Origin of the sequence: Flavobacterium sp. SLB02 (genome assembly GCF_009664855.1) — a bacterium.
Lineage (GTDB): Bacteria > Bacteroidota > Bacteroidia > Flavobacteriales > Flavobacteriaceae > Flavobacterium.
In genome coordinates this window covers 3,637,078-3,654,698 of the sequence record NZ_CP045928.1, presented here as the reverse complement: position 1 = coordinate 3,654,698, position 17,621 = coordinate 3,637,078, and the positions used below count along the sequence as shown (strand labels likewise).

18 protein-coding genes are annotated in these 17,621 nt (G+C 35.1%); 3 read left to right on the top strand and 15 right to left on the bottom strand.

Going from position 1 to position 17,621, the window contains the following annotated elements; all coding sequences use genetic code 11:
- Positions 1–51 precede the first annotated feature (51 nt).
- The 12 genes from GIY83_RS13185 to GIY83_RS13130 all read right to left on the bottom strand — a co-directional run bounded on the left by GIY83_RS13185 (position 52) and on the right by GIY83_RS13130 (position 10,240).
- Positions 52–294: a GlsB/YeaQ/YmgE family stress response membrane protein gene (locus GIY83_RS13185; protein WP_194615337.1), complete on the bottom strand. Its 243-nt coding sequence runs from the start codon at positions 292–294 to the stop codon at positions 52–54.
- A 31-nt stretch (positions 295–325) separates the two neighbouring features.
- Positions 326–1,033, bottom strand: coding sequence for an aquaporin Z (aqpZ, locus tag GIY83_RS13180; RefSeq protein ID WP_208681740.1), 708 nt, complete (start codon positions 1,031–1,033; stop codon positions 326–328).
- A 31-nt stretch (positions 1,034–1,064) separates the two neighbouring features.
- The gene (locus GIY83_RS13175; protein ID WP_194615339.1) at positions 1,065–1,421 is read right to left on the bottom strand and encodes a DoxX family membrane protein; all 357 of its coding nucleotides are present in this window, start codon (positions 1,419–1,421) and stop codon (positions 1,065–1,067) included.
- 87 nt (positions 1,422–1,508) lie between these two features.
- Positions 1,509–2,405 carry an EamA family transporter gene (locus tag GIY83_RS13170; protein WP_194615340.1) on the bottom strand — a complete coding sequence of 299 codons (897 nt, stop codon included), beginning with the start codon at positions 2,403–2,405 and terminating at the stop codon, positions 1,509–1,511.
- A 212-nt stretch (positions 2,406–2,617) separates the two neighbouring features.
- Complete coding sequence (locus GIY83_RS13165) at positions 2,618–3,760, bottom strand: peptidylprolyl isomerase (RefSeq protein ID WP_208681738.1); 1,143 nt, start codon at positions 3,758–3,760, stop codon at positions 2,618–2,620.
- A gap of 40 nt (positions 3,761–3,800) precedes the next feature.
- Positions 3,801–4,880: a peptidylprolyl isomerase gene (locus GIY83_RS13160; RefSeq protein ID WP_208681736.1), complete on the bottom strand. Its 1,080-nt coding sequence runs from the start codon at positions 4,878–4,880 to the stop codon at positions 3,801–3,803.
- A 15-nt stretch (positions 4,881–4,895) separates the two neighbouring features.
- On the bottom strand, positions 4,896–5,552 hold the full coding sequence (gene gldI / locus GIY83_RS13155; protein ID WP_208681734.1) for a gliding motility-associated peptidyl-prolyl isomerase GldI: 657 nt from the start codon (positions 5,550–5,552) through the stop codon (positions 4,896–4,898).
- A gap of 6 nt (positions 5,553–5,558) precedes the next feature.
- On the bottom strand, positions 5,559–6,563 hold the full coding sequence (locus GIY83_RS13150) for a bifunctional oligoribonuclease/PAP phosphatase NrnA (protein ID WP_208681732.1): 1,005 nt from the start codon (positions 6,561–6,563) through the stop codon (positions 5,559–5,561).
- Between the two features lie 354 nt (positions 6,564–6,917).
- Positions 6,918–8,159: a voltage-gated chloride channel family protein gene (locus GIY83_RS13145; RefSeq protein WP_208681730.1), complete on the bottom strand. Its 1,242-nt coding sequence runs from the start codon at positions 8,157–8,159 to the stop codon at positions 6,918–6,920.
- 147 nt (positions 8,160–8,306) lie between these two features.
- Complete coding sequence (locus tag GIY83_RS13140; protein WP_208681728.1) at positions 8,307–8,690, bottom strand: RidA family protein; 384 nt, start codon at positions 8,688–8,690, stop codon at positions 8,307–8,309.
- Between the two features lie 328 nt (positions 8,691–9,018).
- Positions 9,019–9,285 (bottom strand): chaperone modulator CbpM, encoded by a 267-nt coding sequence (locus tag GIY83_RS13135; protein ID WP_229029095.1) that lies wholly within the window; start codon positions 9,283–9,285, stop codon positions 9,019–9,021.
- Between the two features lie 31 nt (positions 9,286–9,316).
- Positions 9,317–10,240, bottom strand: coding sequence for a DnaJ C-terminal domain-containing protein (locus GIY83_RS13130; protein ID WP_194615348.1), 924 nt, complete (start codon positions 10,238–10,240; stop codon positions 9,317–9,319).
- 236 nt (positions 10,241–10,476) lie between these two features.
- On the opposite strand from GIY83_RS13130, the gene GIY83_RS13125 reads away from it, so the two are divergent.
- Together GIY83_RS13125 and GIY83_RS13120 are read left to right on the top strand one after the other, a co-directional pair.
- The gene (locus GIY83_RS13125) at positions 10,477–10,896 is read left to right on the top strand and encodes a hypothetical protein (RefSeq protein ID WP_208681726.1); all 420 of its coding nucleotides are present in this window, start codon (positions 10,477–10,479) and stop codon (positions 10,894–10,896) included.
- Between the two features lie 224 nt (positions 10,897–11,120).
- Positions 11,121–11,837: a hypothetical protein gene (locus GIY83_RS13120; RefSeq protein ID WP_208681724.1), complete on the top strand. Its 717-nt coding sequence runs from the start codon at positions 11,121–11,123 to the stop codon at positions 11,835–11,837.
- A gap of 45 nt (positions 11,838–11,882) precedes the next feature.
- Here the strand turns inward: GIY83_RS13120 and GIY83_RS13115 are convergent, their stop codons facing one another.
- The 3 genes from GIY83_RS13115 to GIY83_RS13105 all read right to left on the bottom strand — a co-directional run bounded on the left by GIY83_RS13115 (position 11,883) and on the right by GIY83_RS13105 (position 15,879).
- Positions 11,883–13,154, bottom strand: coding sequence for an MFS transporter (locus GIY83_RS13115; RefSeq protein ID WP_208681722.1), 1,272 nt, complete (start codon positions 13,152–13,154; stop codon positions 11,883–11,885).
- 156 nt (positions 13,155–13,310) lie between these two features.
- Positions 13,311–15,047 (bottom strand): thiamine pyrophosphate-dependent enzyme, encoded by a 1,737-nt coding sequence (locus GIY83_RS13110; RefSeq protein ID WP_208681720.1) that lies wholly within the window; start codon positions 15,045–15,047, stop codon positions 13,311–13,313.
- 304 nt (positions 15,048–15,351) lie between these two features.
- Entirely contained in the window at positions 15,352–15,879 is a 528-nt protein-coding gene (locus GIY83_RS13105) for a hypothetical protein (protein ID WP_208681713.1), read from the bottom strand.
- Positions 15,880–16,065: 186 nt separating this feature from the next.
- Here GIY83_RS13105 and guaA point away from each other — a divergent pair, with 186 nt between their 5' ends.
- Complete coding sequence (gene guaA, locus GIY83_RS13100) at positions 16,066–17,595, top strand: glutamine-hydrolyzing GMP synthase (RefSeq protein ID WP_194615354.1); 1,530 nt, start codon at positions 16,066–16,068, stop codon at positions 17,593–17,595.
- Positions 17,596–17,621 lie beyond the last annotated feature (26 nt).

Here is a 17,621-nt window from a genome sequence, read left to right as displayed (position 1 = left end):
TATAAATATATCTGATTTTCTCTTTAAAAGTACGTTATAAGGTAATTTTTTTTATGCTTTTTTAATCAGGCTGATTAAAAACAATAATACCCAGGCTCCTGCAACAGCAATTAAAATTTGCCAAAGAATTCCGCCTCCGCCAATGCCAAGATTTCCGGCAATCCAGCCGCCAATGATCCCGCCTATAATTCCGACGATGATATTACCCAATAATCCAAAACCTGCGCCTTTCCAGATTTGGCCAGCAAGCCATCCGGAAATTGCACCTATAAGTAAAAAATATAAGAATGCCATATGATGTTTTTTTTAGTTTAATTGAATTTGATTAAGCTGCGTCGTGATTTTGTAATAATGTTTTGTATAAAAACCCGGCTACAATTGCGCCTAAAATTGGTGCAACCCAAAATAACCAAACTTGTGATAATGGCTCACCTCCCGTAAAAATTGCCTGAGATAAAGATCTTGCAGGGTTTACAGAAGTATTGGTAATTGGAATACTGATTAAGTGAATTAAAGTTAATGCCAAACCAATTGCTATACCGGCAAATCTTCCGTTTGCAAATTTATCTGTAGCGCCAAGGATTACTAATAAGAAAAATAATGTAAGCACAAATTCAGCGATAAATGCTGATGCTAACGAATATCCGTCAGGTGAGAATGCTCCGTAACCGTTTGAAGCAAAAGCTCCGGCTTGTGTGTTATTGATTGCATTTCCTGCTTTTCCTGACCAGATGATGAATAATGTTCCTGCCGCAGCTAGTGCGCCAACACATTGTGAAATGATGTAAGGTGCAAGGTCTTTTGCCGGAAATCTTCCGCCGGCCCATAAACCAAATGATACTGCCGGATTAAAATGTCCACCAGAAATATGCCCTACAGCATATGCCATTGTTAGTACTGTTAAACCGAAAGCTAATGCAACTCCAGCGAATCCAATTCCTAAATTAGGAATTCCAGCAGCAAAGAGTGCGCTTCCACAACCTCCAAAAACTAGCCAATACGTTCCAAAGAACTCTGCAAATAATTTTTTCATAATAAAAATAATTTTAATTAATAGTTGATTGTTAAAGGGTATATTGGTATGCCCAAAAAATCAAAACAAATTGTAAGGGCAAGCGTATAAATAAAATCCAATTTGGTAAACCAAAACTTGCTTTTTTATTTTGATACATGAAAAGATTTGCAGGAAAGACTGCAATTAGTAATGCAATAATTCCCCAGGCAGCAAAATTTGTTGTGCAATTAACCATTAGGAGTATGCCAAGAACAACTTCGGCACCTCCGCTTAAAATATTTATTAATTTGGGGTTGGAGAAAAAGGGTGGAATGATTCTGATATACATTCCGGGATTTCTAAAATGATTTAATCCGGCAATAATATAGAGCGCAGCCATTAAATATAAATGCCAAGGTAAATTCATGATAATTAAATGTTTGTCACGAATTTATGAAAAAATTAACAATTATTACATTACAAGTCTCTTTTTTTTAGATACTTGTAAAATAAGTTAATTTTTACGCTTAAAATTGACGTTCATAATAATTATGGCAAGGATGATCAGGACAATTCCAATCCATTGAGAAAGAATAACTTGTTCATCTAATAATACATAAGCCATCATTACAGAAACAGGAAGTTCAAGTGCAGAAACAATGCTTCCTAGACCAATTCCGGTTAAAGGAAAACCTGCAGTCATAAGCATAGGAGGAATAATAGTTCCGAAAAGAGCTAAGATAATTCCCCATTTCATGAAGATCTCAAAGTTAAAAGGAGTAACCTGAGTAGCAATTGCGAATGAAAATACAATTACAGCTCCTCCTAAAAGCATATATAAACTACGTTGTGCCGATGAAATTTCGGTAGCAACGCTATTTGCCGTAAACATTGTTGTAGTAAAGGATGCGGCTGCCAAAACTCCCCAGGCAAGACCACGCCAGTCAAGATCTACATCATTGTGAATGATATTGGTAGCCAGAACAGTACCAATAAGTACAATAATCACAGCAATTACTTTTTGTTTTGATGGTAATTTTTTTTCTAAAAACATTTCCAGTAAAACTCCCATCCAAACGGTTTGCATTAATAAAACAATACCAATAGAAACCGGAATGTATTTTACTGCCAGATAGTAGAATAAACTTGTCATACCTAATGATGTACCGGCAAGCATTAAACTGAATATATTTTTTTTGGTCGCTTTTACAACCTTATCTTTGTGTTTTGCTTTTTGAAAAGCGTTTATCAATAAAATACCAATGATTCCTAATATAAATTGAGATGTGGTTACTTCGGCAGTTGTATATCCTTCTGAATAGGCCATTTTTACGAAAGTAGCTAACATTCCGTAAGTTGTAGCACCTATTGCTACTAAAAATACTCCCTTTAATACGTTGTTTTGTGACATCTTAATTGATATTGATTAAAAAAATAAAGCCGGCAAAGGTAAGCTATTTTGTTTAGGATTTAATAGAAAACAGGGAGAAACATTATAATGAGTTTGGTTTACGGCCTAATTCACACTCTAATATTGTGAATTTGACAGAATTGGATAAAATAAAAAACCCATCAAGATTTTATATTTTGATGGGTTTAAATTATATTCTGATACAATAAATCTTATTTTGCTGCAGGCTGATTTTGGTAGGTTTCAATTTCGAAAACCAAAGTTGAGTTAGGTGGAATAACTCCTCCGGCACCTTTTTCTCCGTAAGCTAAATTTGAAGGAAGAAAGAAGATTGCTTTTTCTCCATCAGTCATCATATCTAATGCTTCGATGAAACCAGGGATCATTCCGTCTTTTTTACCCACTGTAAAAGGAAACGCCTGATATCCTTTTTGGGCATCGCGGTTTGCATCGTATTTGCCATAAGCTTTTGCTACGCTTGCAATGCTACTGTCAAAAAGATTTCCATTTTCAAAATACCCTGCATAGTGGAAATAAATATTAGAACCTTCGGCTCCTTTTACGCCAGTTCCTTTTTTTGTAACTACATATTTTAAACCTGATGCAGTTGTAGTCGCTTTTGCTTTAGTAGCGGCAAAATAAGCTGCTTTTTCAGTTACGACTTTTTGAGATTCGGCGTTTTTAGCTTCTTGTTTTTTTGCATCATCAGCTAAAACTTTTACAGCATTAAACTTTTTAGCAGCATCACCTTTGCGGGTAATGGTAATTTTTGTCATGATATCATCCTGAACAATTTTGTTTACATTATCCATTCCTGAAACTACATGACCAAAAATCGTATGTTTTCCGTTTAACCACGGAGTTTCTTTGTGCGTGATAAAAAACTGGCTTCCGTTTGTAGCAGGGCCAGAATTTGCCATAGCAAGAACACCGCCTTTTTCAAATTTTAGATCTTCAACAAATTCATCTTTAAAAGAATATCCAGGGCCTCCAGAACCGTTTCCGTCCGGATCTCCACCCTGAATCATAAAGTCATTGATTACTCTGTGAAATTTTAATCCGTCGTAAAAAGGTTTTCCTTTCAGTCTTTCCACTTTTACATTAGGATTGGTTCCTTCTGCCAGCGAAATAAAATTAGCTACCGTTACCGGTGCCTTTACATATTCTAATGAAAGTACAATATCTCCTTTTGTAGTTGATATTGTAGCAAAAATTCCATCGTTTGGATTGGTTGGCGGAGCCACTTTTGTCGCTGCTTTTGTTGCAGGCGCTTTTGGTTTTGCTAAGGGTTTCTTTGTCTGAGCCTGAATATTTAATACTGCCAGGCAAAATAAAAATAGAAATTTAAACTTCATGTGTTCCAAATTTAAGTCTACGTTAATCTTTTATATATAATTATTGTGGCTTTTCTAATAATTGAATTTCAAAAATAATGTTAGCGTTTGGCGGAATAACTCCTCCTGCACCAGTTGCTCCGTAAGCTAAGTGAGACGGAATAAAAAGTATCGCTTTATCTCCAAATGAAAGTTGCTCGATTCCTTCAATAAACCCAGGAATCATACCATCTTTACGGCCTGCCTGAAACGGGATTGGCTGATAGCCGTGTTGTTCTGCTCTTGCTGCATCAAATTTCCCAAAAGCGTTATTAACTTCTTCTACGCTTGAATCAAACAAAGTTCCGTCTTCTAAGAAACCTGAATAGTTAATGTACAATTGAGTTCCTGCAGTTGGTTTTTTTCCTGTTCCTTTTTCAGTAATTAAATATTCTAAACCTGAACTTGTTTTAGTAGCTTTTGGTTTAACAGAAGCAAAATAAGCTACTTTTTCTTTTTGAACTCCGGCGTATTTGCCTTTTTCTTTAGCAATTTCAGAGAAATAATCGTGAAATACTTTTACAGCATCAAACTTTTTAGCCGCTTCACCATTTCTGATAATAGTTACGGCAACAATAGTATCGCCTTGTTTTACCTGATTTACTACTTCCTGACCTTTGTCTACAACATGTCCAAAAATAGTATGTTTTCCGTCTAACCATGGAGTTTCAACGTGCGTGATAAAAAACTGACTGCTGTTTGTTCCGGGGCCATTATTGGCCATTGCCAAAACTCCTGCTTTGTCAAATTTTAAATCCGTGATTTCATCTTTAAATTTATATCCAGTATCTCCTGAACCAGTTCCTTCAGGATCTCCAGTCTGAATCATGAAATTTTCAATAACTCTATGAAATTTTAATCCATTAAAAAAAGGTTTATTTTTTAGATAGTCTTTTGTTACAAACTCGTTTTTACCTTCGGCTAAAGTGACAAAGTTAGCGACAGTAACAGGTGCTTTTGTATAATCTAATTCAACAATAATATGCCCTTTATTGGTTTCAATATCTGCATATAGACCATCAGGTAGGTTGCTGTGCTCGTCTTTACAAGAATATAATGAGCTAACGGTAACAGCAAGTAATAATAGAATACTCTTTTTCATTTTTAAAATGTTGTTTTATGGGTTTATTGTATCTTTTTTAGTTGGAGCTGCAGGTTTTGGCGCTACAGTTTTTGGAGCAGTTGGAGTTGGAGTCTGACCCGCTGCAGGCGTTGGTTTAGCTGCTGGATCCGGTACAAAATTACGAAGTGTAACAGTACAAATTAAGGATTGATTGGTTCCTATTTTTTTGTTGTCTCCATGATATCCATAGGCAATATGCGAAGGAAACAGGAAAGTTACGGTTTCATTTTTATGCATCATTTTGATACCATCGCGCAATCCCATCATGATTTCCTGTTTGTCTACATAATAAGTTTGTGGACCAAGATCAGCTTCAGAATAAATAATTTTGCCTTCTATGTCTTTTACTTCCAGATTAAAATAGGCAATATCTCCTTTTTTAGGTGTCGAAAGATCTGTTGTGTTTTTTTCGTCGTAATACAGCCAATATCCTTTTCTGGTAGCGTAATATTTTATTTTTGGATTACTCTTGATTATTTTTTTTATAACATCTTCTTCGTTGGCCACTAACTTTTTGTTTCTGTCCACCGATTTTTTCATGAAAGTACCGGAAGCCTGAGATATAGGTCTTCTGGCTTCTTCGTGTTGTTTACAACTTACCCATAAAACAGCAAAAAGTAGGGTGTAAATGCTTAGTTTTAAGTAGTTCATATAAGGTTATATTTTTAGTTTATTTACTAAATCTTCAAATTTTTTCAAGGTTTCTGCCATCGAAACGTCAGATCTTCCGCCGGCCGCATTGCTATGTCCCCCACCATTAAAGTGATCTCTGGCAAATTGGTTCACGTCGAATCCTCCTTGTGAACGAAACGAAATCTTGATGATTTTCTCGTCTTTATTTTCGATAAAAATAGCAGTAAAAACAATACCTTTTATACTTAATCCGTAATTAACGATTCCTTCAGTGTCACCTTTTACATAATCAAAGGAATCCAGTTCTGCCTGAGTAAGCGAAGTATAAGAAGTTTTATGTTCTGTAAGCACTTTCATATTTTGTAAAGCACGACCTAATAATTGCAAACGGCTGTATGAACTATTATCAAATAATAAAACAGGAATCTGAGTGTTTTCGACTCCTAGATCAATTAGCTCGGCAATGATTCTGTGCGTGTTTCCTGTTGTTCCCGGAAAACGGAAAGAACCGGAGTCGGTTAATATTCCGGTATAGATGCAAGTAGCAATGGTTTTGTCTAAATCTTCTTTTTTTCCTAAGAAAGAAATGAAGTTATAGATCATTTCGCAAGTTGATCCAAAAGAAGTATCAGAATAGGTATAAGCGGCATAATCATCCGGTTTTTGGTGGTGGTCGATCATGATAAACGGAGCCGTTAGTTTTGCTAAAGTATGTTCCATTTCGCCTGTACGGTGAAAAGCATTAAAGTCTAATGTAAAAATCAGCTCAGCTTCTTCTAATATTTTGGTGCAGTTTTCAGTGTCTTTTTCGAAAATTTTTACGGTTTCAGAACCTGGTAACCAGGCTAAAAAATCAGGAAAATCATTGGGAGCAATCACAGTTGGCTGGTGATTGTTTTTTAATAAAAAATGGTATAAACCTAGGGTTGAACCCATAGCATCACCGTCAGGACCTCTATGCGGAATTATGGCGATTTTCTTTGGGGTGGCGAGTAACAATCGTATCGCTTGAATATCTTGTATTTTCATAGTGTGCGAATTTACATTTTTTTAATGTAATGTTGAAATCATTTTACAGATTAACACACTTTTATTAGTTGACAGTTTTCGGTCGCTTCCGATAGCTATCGGGATCAGTCTCAGTTTTTCAGTTTTCTGAAATAGAGTTGATTGTACAAATGCGATAATTGTGCGCAGATGAAACGGATTCGCTAAAGCAAAAACGCGGATTTTAAACGGATTTTTTCTTTTTGGAATTTAAATTTATACGCAGATAAAACGGATTCGCTAAAGCGAAAACGCAGATTCAAACGGATTTTTTTATTTTGAAAATTGAAATTCTTGCTAATACTTGAATTTAGAATTTTAATTTTAATTTGAAATTTAAAAATTAGAATTTAATCTCTGATACAGCTTATATTTTGCTCCTTTGACAATTTGCGATTTATAAATCCCCACAGAACCTGATGAAAAGTACGCTATTGTACATGCAATGGCGATAAATATTCCGGGTTGAATGCCAAAAAGTTCCATACCCATAATGGTACAGGCGATAGGAGTGTGGGTTGCGCCTGAAAATACAGCTACAAACCCCAAACCTGCCAGAAGCGCTATTGGTAGCGGAATTATTAGCGATAAAGCACTTCCTAAAGTGGCGCCTACAAAAAATAACGGAGTTACTTCGCCGCCTTTAAAACCTGCCCCTAAGGTAAATCCTGTGAATAGAATTTTAAGTAAAAAATCATACCACGCATTGGCATTCGAAAAGGAATCTACAATTACCGGAACACCTAATCCTGCAAATTTTGTAAACCCAAAACCTGCAATGGCGATCGCCAGAACTACTCCTCCTGTAAAAGGGCGTAGTGGCGGATATTTTATTTTAGCAAAAAGAGATCCCCAAAAATGAGTGCTTCTGGAAAATAATAAAGCTGCAAGACCGGATAAAATGCCAATAAAAATTGCATAAAATAAATTCGTAAGAGTAATTTCTGGAACAACAGGAATGTTGTAATGTGTATGTTTTACCTGCCAGAATTCTACCGTAAAATAAGCAGCGTAAGCCACTAAAAAGGATAGAATAATACTTTTAAAATTGATTTTACTGAAATATAAAACCTCCAAAGCAAAAATTGCCCCAGCCAACGGAGTTCCAAAAACCGATGCGAACCCGGCACTGATTCCGAGGATAATTAGAATCTTTCTTTGGGAATGATCTAAATTAAAAATCTTGGTGAATTGATCTGCAATGGCGCCTCCCATTTGAACGGCTGTACCTTCGCGACCCGCAGAACCTCCAAATAAATGGGTTAGTAAAGTTCCTAAAAGTACCAAAGGAGCCATCTTAAACGGAATAACCTTCTTGGGATTTTCGTATTCTTCCAGTAATAAATTATTGCCCTTTATGACAGATTCTCCCCAATAATAGTAACTCAGTCCGACTAATAATCCTCCAAAAGGCAATAGCCAAATAATACAGTCGTGGTGAATTCTAAATTGTGTAACCCACTCTAAAGCAACCAAGAAAAAAGCCGAAGCAGATCCGGACAAAATACCTATCAAAACACAAATGAGAATCCATTTGAAAATCGTAAAAAGTATTTGTTTTGGGTTTTGAAAGCTCATTAAATTTAGTTTTTTGCCACGAATTTCACGAATTATCACGAATTTTAAATTTTAAAATTTGTGATCAAAAATAATCTTTTAAATCTTTCTAATCTGTGGCAAAAAAATAATTTGCGAAAATTAGTGAAATTCGTGGCTAAAAAAATATTACTGCACAACAGCTGTAAATTCAATTTCAACTAAATATTCTGGTGCAACGAGTTTACTGATTTCATAAAAACCTGTTGTAGGTTTTACATCTTTAAAAAATGAAGCGTGAGCTCTTGCTACTTCTTCAAAAGTAGAAATGTCAGTAGTGAAAATACGCGTTCTAATTACGTCTTTCATTCCAACATTCAAATCTTCCAAAACTTTTTCAACACGTTCCAGGATGTTATAGGTTTGAGCATAAGCATCATCGGCTTTTACTTTTTCACCATCAACAATAGCCACAGTTCCTGAAACTTCAATAATATTACCAATTCGTACTGCACGGCAATATCCCATTTTGTCTTCCCAAGGTGATCCTGTTAAGATGTTTTCTCTTTTCATTTCTTCTAATTTTATTGAATTTGTTTTTTCGATTTAAAATCAAATTCCGGTTAGTTAATTTCGTTGCAATTTATAAAATATGCAGATGAAAAAGAGTATTATGGAGTTGAAATCATTTCTTATATCTTTCTTTTTTTGTGATATTTTGAGGAGTAGATCTTCTTTTTCTTTTGCCACAGATTTCACGGATTAAAATGATTAATGCTGTAGATATTTTTTTGTCATGAATTTTATAAATTAAGTGAATTAAAATTAGTGAGAATTAGTGTAATTCGTGGCAGTAATTAAATAATCATTACAATCATTTTAATCTGTGGCAAAAAAAAACTTACTCAATTTGATGCTGTTCGTAAAGGCGAAGTTTATTTTGAGTTACAGTAAGATTTTGCTGCAATACTTCGATTTTGTCCAAAAGATTTGCAATGACATCAATACCCTCTAAATTGATTTTTAGATCATAATGCAGACGAATCATTTTTTCTACGGCGGGTAATTGTTCCGGTTGTAAATATTCGTCTTCTTCCAGAAAAATAATTTTCACCAAACCATAATTATGAAGCTCCGTTATAAAAGTGTTTTCAATTTCGTGATACATACAAAATTGTTTTATTTGAATTAAGTTTTTACTATTCATGATTTCTTAATTTAGCTAATTCTTCGAATAATTCTTTTTCTTTTGCCGATAATTTGGTCGGAAGTTTTAAAGTATAGGTAATGTATAAATCACCAAACTGATTGTCTTTTTTATACACCGGAAAGCCTTTTCCTTTTAGTTTTACTTTTGTTCCGGGTTGTGTTTCCGGAGCTACTTTTATTTTTACTTTTCCGTCAAAAGTGTTTACATAGATTTCTCCACCTAAAATGGCTGTGTATAAATCAAGGTCAACATCGGCATATAAGTTATTGCCTTCGCGTTTAAAATCTGAATTATTATCAATTAAAAAAGTAATATACAAATCACCATTTGGTCCATCATTTGCTCCGGGAGCGCCATGATTAGGGATTTTTATAATTTGTCCGTTTTCGACTCCGGCCGGAATTGTAATTCGGATATTTTTGCCATTTACCGTCAGATTTTGTTTGTGCGTGGTATAAGCAGAAGCTAAGTCAAGCTGTAATTCGGCATTAAAATCCTGTCCTCTGTATTTGGCTTGCCCTCTGGAGCTTCTTCCACCTGAACCGTACATAGAATTGAAGAAATCAGAAAAATCACTTCCTGAGAAATCTCCTCCGCCAAAATCAGAATAGCTTTGATTGCCGCTTTGCTGTTGTCTGGAATATTGTTGTTGGTTAGGATCGTAACCGGCTTTTTCAAATTCATCAGCATGTTTCCAGTCTTTCCCGTACTTGTCGTATTTTTTACGGTTTTCAGAATTGCTTAAAACTTCGTTTGCCTCATTGATTTCCTTGAATTTTTTTTCAGCCTCTTTATCATTCGGATTCAAATCAGGATGATATTTTCGGGCTAATTTTCGATAAGCCTTCTTAATTTCGGCTTCAGTGGCCGATTTTGTGATATCTAATACTTTATAATAGTCAATGTAGTCCATTTGCTTGTATTTTTATAAAGGTAAATTAAAATCTTGAAGTTAGTCATAACTTATTAATTGTCAAAGTAAAAAGATCAATTTCATCTTAATAATAGTATTTTAAGAAATGTGAAAGAAAATTTAATTTATTTAATTTAAATCTTACTATTAAATAGGGTTTTTGTAAATACTTTCTATATAATTGAAAAAATAAACTTACAAATATATATAAGAACTAACCTTTTAATCTTTGAATTATGAAGAAATTATCTTTTTTAAAATCAACCTTTAGCTTTGCGCTTTTGATCTTTATGTCAATTTCAATAACAAGTTGTAGTTCAGGTAGTTATAATGATGATGCATCATCAGGTACTGCATTTAATCCAGTAAATTTTTCACTAACCATTACAAAGAAAGAAGTGGCTGCAACTGTTGGTTTAATGATTACATACGACTTAAAAAATATTTCAAAAGATGCATATAATGATTATACGCAAGGTTCTTTTTCTGTAAAGTTTACTGTTAAAGGTACCGATGGAGAGACATTTCAGGATATTGTGAGTATGGATTATATTGACGCAGGAATTACTTTCTGTGGATTAACTTTTCTTGATTATAGTGAAGTAAAAACTTTAGATCTTTCAACATTGACTGCTGTTATTATTAAAAATAAATAGCATTAAAATGAAAATAATTTATTCTAACAGTGTTTTGACCGATTTTTTTTTAAAACAAATCGGTTTTTTACAGTTTTGGCAGGTTTTTTGCTTTCCAAAAATTAGCCTAATATATTGTTATAATAGTCTTAAAGTTGTAGTGCCTAACTAAATTATACTATTTTTGTGATGCTATGCTTTGATCTTATAAAATTTTTAAAAGCCGATTCGATAATACTTTCTCAATGAAGCACATCTTATTTTTCATATTATTTTTTACCGCTGTCACTGTTTCAGCCCAGACTGAATTTGGTACAAAATACAGACCTATTGCAGCACCTAAATTTGGTGCAAAGCCAAAGAAGACTCCATTGCCAGAGGTTAAAGATCCTCAGGCTAATCCTATGGATATACCAAGTATTAAAACGCCAAACGTTTTTGATAATACCAGTATTACACCAAAATCGCAATTGCAGGTAGGTGCAGAGAAAAGTAAATTTACGATGTCTACCGAAACTGATTTTGCCAATCCGGGAGATCGTTATGTGCCTAAAATGGAAAAAGATCTGGATAAAGCTTTAAGAGATGCCGGACTAAAAGAAGGCCGCGGGCAACTAGTGAGAAAGAATATTTCGCTGGGAGATTTTAGGACAAAATCGAAATATTTTATTGTAAAACTGAGAGATTTTGGTGCGATCGATGGCGACCTGGTAAAGGTATCTTCTAATGATCAGGTGATTAAAGATCAGGTATTTTTAGAGGGTAATTTTAAAGATGTAAAAATTGATCTTGTCAATGGTTTTAATAAGCTTGATTTTGAAGCGTTAAACATTGGTAGTTTAGGAGGAAATACAGCTGAAATTCGTGTTTATGATGATAAAGGTCAATTGGTTACGAATGACTACTGGGATAATCTTGCAGCAGGCTTTAAAGCTTCGATAGTAGTTACAAAGGAAGAATAAGACACAACGATAGTTTTGCGGCATCTTATTCTGTTTTCTTTATTTTTATATTTGATTCTTTTGCAGTTCGGCATTATTAAAGGTTTTTCCCTCACCAGTTTCTTTTAATAGAAAGCTAACCAGAATTGCTATAGAAATTCCAACTATCCAGAATAAACCTGCTTGTTGAAAATGTATCATTTTATCATTAGCGTCATTTAGCGTTTGCCCAAATAAACGACTGAATAATGGACTTAAAAGCGTTGTTACTCCAAAAGTTATAAAATTAATGGCTCCTGTAGCACTTCCTTTTACATTGTCAGGATTCGCTTCTTTAATTATAGAATACGGAATCATGGCAGCACCAGAACCAACGCCCAGCAAAAACATACTGATTTTCGCAGGAAGTAAATCGGGGAAATACAATAACTGAATCAGGCTCAAAATCATAAATAACGCTCCAAATATTAAAACTGGTTTGCGCTTATTTATTTTATCTGTAATAAATCCTAATAACGGACAGCCAAATACCCAGCCAAAAGCAACCATCGCACTCGAAATTGTTGCACTATGAAAGTCGAAAGCACGATCTTTCTGAAAAAAATCAACTGCCCAAGTCATAGCAAATATCGTAGTAGGAGCAAATAATAATCCTGAAACGATTCCGCATAACCAAGATTGAGGATTGCTAAAAACAATTTTATAAGGATCAAGTAAGCTTTGTTTTTTTACGATAGTTTCGGCCTTTTTCTCAACTATGTGTGCCGGAGTTATAAACCAAAGTCCAAAAGCAACGATTATAGTAAAAATTCCGATAGAAAGCCAAAATGTATTAATGTCCATTCCTTTTTCTATTAGCGGACCTACAACAAATTGTCCTGCCGAACCGCCAAGCATTCCTAAACATTGAGTAAAACCAATGGCAGTTGCCAATGATTTTGCTGAGAATCCTTTACTGGCCAAATACACACAACCCGGAAAAGCGAAGGCACATCCGGCACCCTGAAACAATCGGCCAACCACTCCGCTAAACTGACTCGAGATCATAAATAACAAACAGCCAATTCCTAAAATAAGAGCTCCGGTAAAGAGCGAATATTTTGCTCCAAATCGATCCAGGGCAATTCCTGCGATTAAACTGCAGGTAGAATAAGTATAGTAATAAGTTCCTATAATTGTCACCAATCGAATCTCTTTTACAGAAAAACTCTGTGCAAGTTCCGGAAGCATTACTGCCGGAGAGGAGCGTATAACATAATCTAAAAAATAGAAAAGCAAACCAAATACCCATGCAATAATGTAATATTTAGTATATGATTTATTTGTATTGATGTCCATAAAATGTATTTCTTTTATTCGACCTTAAGCTGTATGAACACGAATTGCACGAATTGGCACAAATTTTTAATGAGTAATTTAATTTGCGAAATTAATTTTACAAAGTGCATTAGTGCAAATAAGTGCAATTAGTGTTTTATTATGTTTAAAATCAGTTTAGATGCCTTCTTTTAGGTGTTTGTAATTGGATTTTATAGTATCTAAAACTTCATCCATTTTACCGCCCAGCATTAATCGGGTCATCGATTTTGCCATACCTACAACTTGTTCCCATTCTACTTTTGGGGGCATTGCCAAAGCATTTGGGTTGGTGAAGATGTTCAATAAAACAGGGCCATTGTGTCGGAATGCGTTTTCAATTGCTCCCTCAACTTCTTCGGGTTTATGTACATTTACACCCTGAAAACCCATTGCCTGAGCAATTAGTCCAAAGTCCGGATTGACCATGTCGGTTTCATTATCGGGTAAGCCGGTCACTTCCATTTCGAGTTTTACCATTCCCAAAGCACGATTATTGAAAACTATAATTTTTATAGGAATATCATATTGTTTAATGGTTGCCAAATCGCCCAATAACATTGAGATACCACCATCGCCACACATGGCAATAACTTGTCTTTCAGGATGCGCCAGAGCTGCTCCAATTGCCATTGGCATGGCATTGGCCATTGATCCATGATTGAAAGAACCCAGCATTTTTCGTTCTCCGGTTCCTTTTATAAAACGGGCTCCCCAAACACAGGTCATACCGGTATCTACGGTAAAAATAGCATCTTTAGTAGCCAGTTTATCAATGATATGTGCTACATATTCCGGCTGAATTGTATCTTCTCCGCCATTATCATTAATATAGATATTCATGTTTTCTTTTACGCTGGCATATAATTTAAGCTGCGCTTGTAAAAAACTATCGTCCGTTTTGGTTTCTAATAAAGGTAATAAGGCTTCTATAGTATCAGCAACATCACCGCACAATCCCATATACAGATTGGCTCTTCGTCCTAAACGTTCTGTGCTGGTATCGATTTGGATGATTTTATTATCACCCGGCATGAATTTATCATATGGAAAATCAGTTCCTAGCAGCAATACCAAATGCGATTCGTGCATGCTATGATAAGCAGAAGGCTGGCCAAGTAAACCCGTCATTCCTATTTCATTAGGATTATTAGGCTGAATACTCATTTTTCCGCGGAAAGAATATCCTACGGGAGCTTTGATATGTTGCGATAATTGCACCACCTGATCGTGTGCTTTTTCAGCACCAATTCCGCAGAATAAGGTGATTTTGGTACTCTCATTGATCGCTTGTGCTAAATGCTGTAATTCAGTATCAGAAGGTCTGATGACAGGATTGCAATGAAAAAACTGAGTAGATATATTGCTTTCAACTGCTTTTAATTCCGAAACATCTCCGGGTAAACCAATAACGGCAACACCTTTTTTGCCCAAAGCATGTTGTATGGCAGTTTGTATGATTCGGGGAGCTTGTTCAGCTGTCATAATCATCTGATTGTAATAGCTGCAATCGTCGAAAAGTTTGATGGTGTTGGTTTCCTGGAAATAATCCATTCCCATTTCGCTAGTATTTATTGTCGATGCAATTGCTAATAAAGGAACATGCGATCGGTGCGCATCATACAACCCGTTGATTAAATGAACGTGTCCGGGTCCGCAACTTCCGGCGCACACGGCAAAACCATCCAATTCGGCTTCGGCTGCTGCTGCATAGGCGCCAACTTCTTCATGACGAACATGAATCCATTTTATTTTTCCGTTTCTGCGTATCGCATCATTAAAATGATTTAAACTATCGCCGGTAACTGCGTAAACGCGTTTTACTCCAGCCTCTACCAACATGTCAACTAATTGTTCTGCAACTATTTTACTCATGGATTATATTTTTAAAATTAATATTCAGATAGTACAAACATTGGTTATGGTTTACTTTCTTAATGATTAGATTTTAAGATACACTTGGTTATGATGTAAAAGTGATTTGGTATGGTTTTATAAATTTAGGGAAATTTTTTAAAGAAATTAAGTTACTAAGGTTCTAAGTTGCTAAGTTTTTTTTGAAGGTACAAAGCGACAAAGGTTCAAAGGAACAAGTTTTTGATCTCGTTTACCTTTGAACCTTTTTTTAAGTCTAAGATTCTAGTTTTTTTAACTTAGCAACTGAGAATCTTAGCAACTTTTAGAAAGGATCCGCCGTCACTCTAAACTTCATATCAGCTTTAACGGTTACATCTTTCGTAAGGGTTTCTTTTAAGGTAACTTTTGTTCTGATTTTATATTTATCGGCTTTAATGTATTGGTCCAGCCTGGCATCGGTACAAATTAAATCGATAGTATTGCTGGTGGAGTTGATATTGTCCTGATACGCCAATTCTATTTCATCAGAATCAGTTGTTGAGATGTACAAATGAATTGACTTTAAAAATGTAAAAGTTTTATCTGAAGGATCAGAAATCGTCAGTTTAAGGGATCTAATTTTTACATCCTTAACTAAATCGGCTTTGGTTTTGTTGTTTTTAAATTCAGCTGAAGAATTTGTAGTAACATCAGGCGTGATGATTTCTGATGGCAAATTAATAGGCAAATTGCTTTGAATTTTTATCGAAGCAGAATTCGAAATATTAAAACTCAACAAATCATCTACAGCATCGCATGAACTTAAAAATACAGCTAAAAAAAGAGAAAGGGCAACTAGTTTTGATTTCATAAATATGGTTTTATCTAAATACGATGTTTTTTGAAGGTTGGATTTTTTTGGGAAGCTTCTAAGATGCTAAGTTTCTGAGTAACTAAGTTTTTCTATTTCAAATGCTTTAAAAAAAACTCAGAAACTTTTTTAGAAAAAAATCAAAATTCCATTTTTCAAATTCGAATATAAAAAGTATTTTTGCGCATGCAACACAACGTACTTATTTTAGATTTCGGATCGCAATATACACAGCTTATTGCGCGTAGAGTTCGCGAATTAAATATATTCTGCGAAATTTTCCCTTACAATCACTTTCCTAGTGATTTATCACCTTATAAAGCCGTAATTTTAGGAGGAAGCCCATTTTCTGTTCGTGCAGAAGACGCTCCGCATCCTGATTTATCTCAAATTCGAGGCAAACTACCTATGTTGGCAGTTTGTTACGGAGCACAGTATTTAGCCCACTTTAGTGGAGGTGAAGTTGCTGCTTCGAACACTAGAGAATACGGTAGAGCAAATTTATCTTATATTAAAGAAGGGGAAACTTTCTTTAACGGAGTTTCAGAAAACAGCCAGGTTTGGATGAGTCATAGTGATAGTATCAAGGCTTTACCAACAAATGCTGTAAAGCTTGCAAGTACACACGACGTAGAATATGCGGCTTACAAAATTGAAGGAGAAACTACTTATGCTATTCAGTATCACCCGGAAGTTTTCCATTCTACTGATGGATCAAAGATGCTAAAAAACTTTTTAGTAGATATTGCTGATGTTCCTCAAAACTTTACACCAAATGCTTTCGTAGAAGAAATGGTGGGAGAATTGAAAGAGAAATTAGGAAATGATAAAGTTGTTTTAGGATTGTCAGGCGGAGTAGATTCTACTGTAGCAGCAGTTTTATTGCACCAGGCTATTGGTAAAAACTTATATTGTATTTTCGTAAATAACGGTTTACTTCGTAAAAACGAATTCCAAAATGTATTAGATCAATACAAAGGAATGGGATTGAACGTAAAAGGAGTAGATGCCGGAGATCGTTTCTTAAGCGAATTGGCCGGAATTAGTGATCCTGAAACCAAACGTAAAACTATTGGTCGTGTATTTATCGAAGTTTTTGATGATGAATCACACTTAATCGAAGACGTAAAATGGCTGGCACAAGGAACTATTTATCCTGACGTAATCGAATCGGTATCTGTAAAAGGGCCATCGGCAACGATTAAATCACACCATAATGTAGGTGGATTGCCGGATTATATGAAATTAAAAATTGTAGAGCCACTTAGAATGTTGTTTAAAGACGAAGTTCGTAGAGTTGGAGCTACTTTAGGAATAGATCCTGAATTGTTAGGAAGACACCCTTTCCCTGGACCAGGATTGTCAATCAGAATTTTAGGGGATATTACTCCGGAGAAAGTTCAAATTCTTCAAGATGTTGATGCGGTTTTTATCGACGGATTAAAATCTTGGGGACTATATGACAAAGTTTGGCAGGCTGGAGCAATTTTGCTTCCGGTAAACAGTGTTGGTGTGATGGGCGATGAGCGTACGTACGAAAAAGTAGTAGCGCTTAGAGCTGTAGAATCAACAGATGGTATGACGGCTGACTGGGTTCATTTACCTTACGAATTCCTAATGAAAGTGTCGAATGACATTATAAATAAAGTAAAAGGTGTGAACCGCGTGGTTTACGATATTAGCTCAAAACCACCAGCAACAATTGAGTGGGAATAGTATTGTTTTTCAAATTAAGGCGTTAC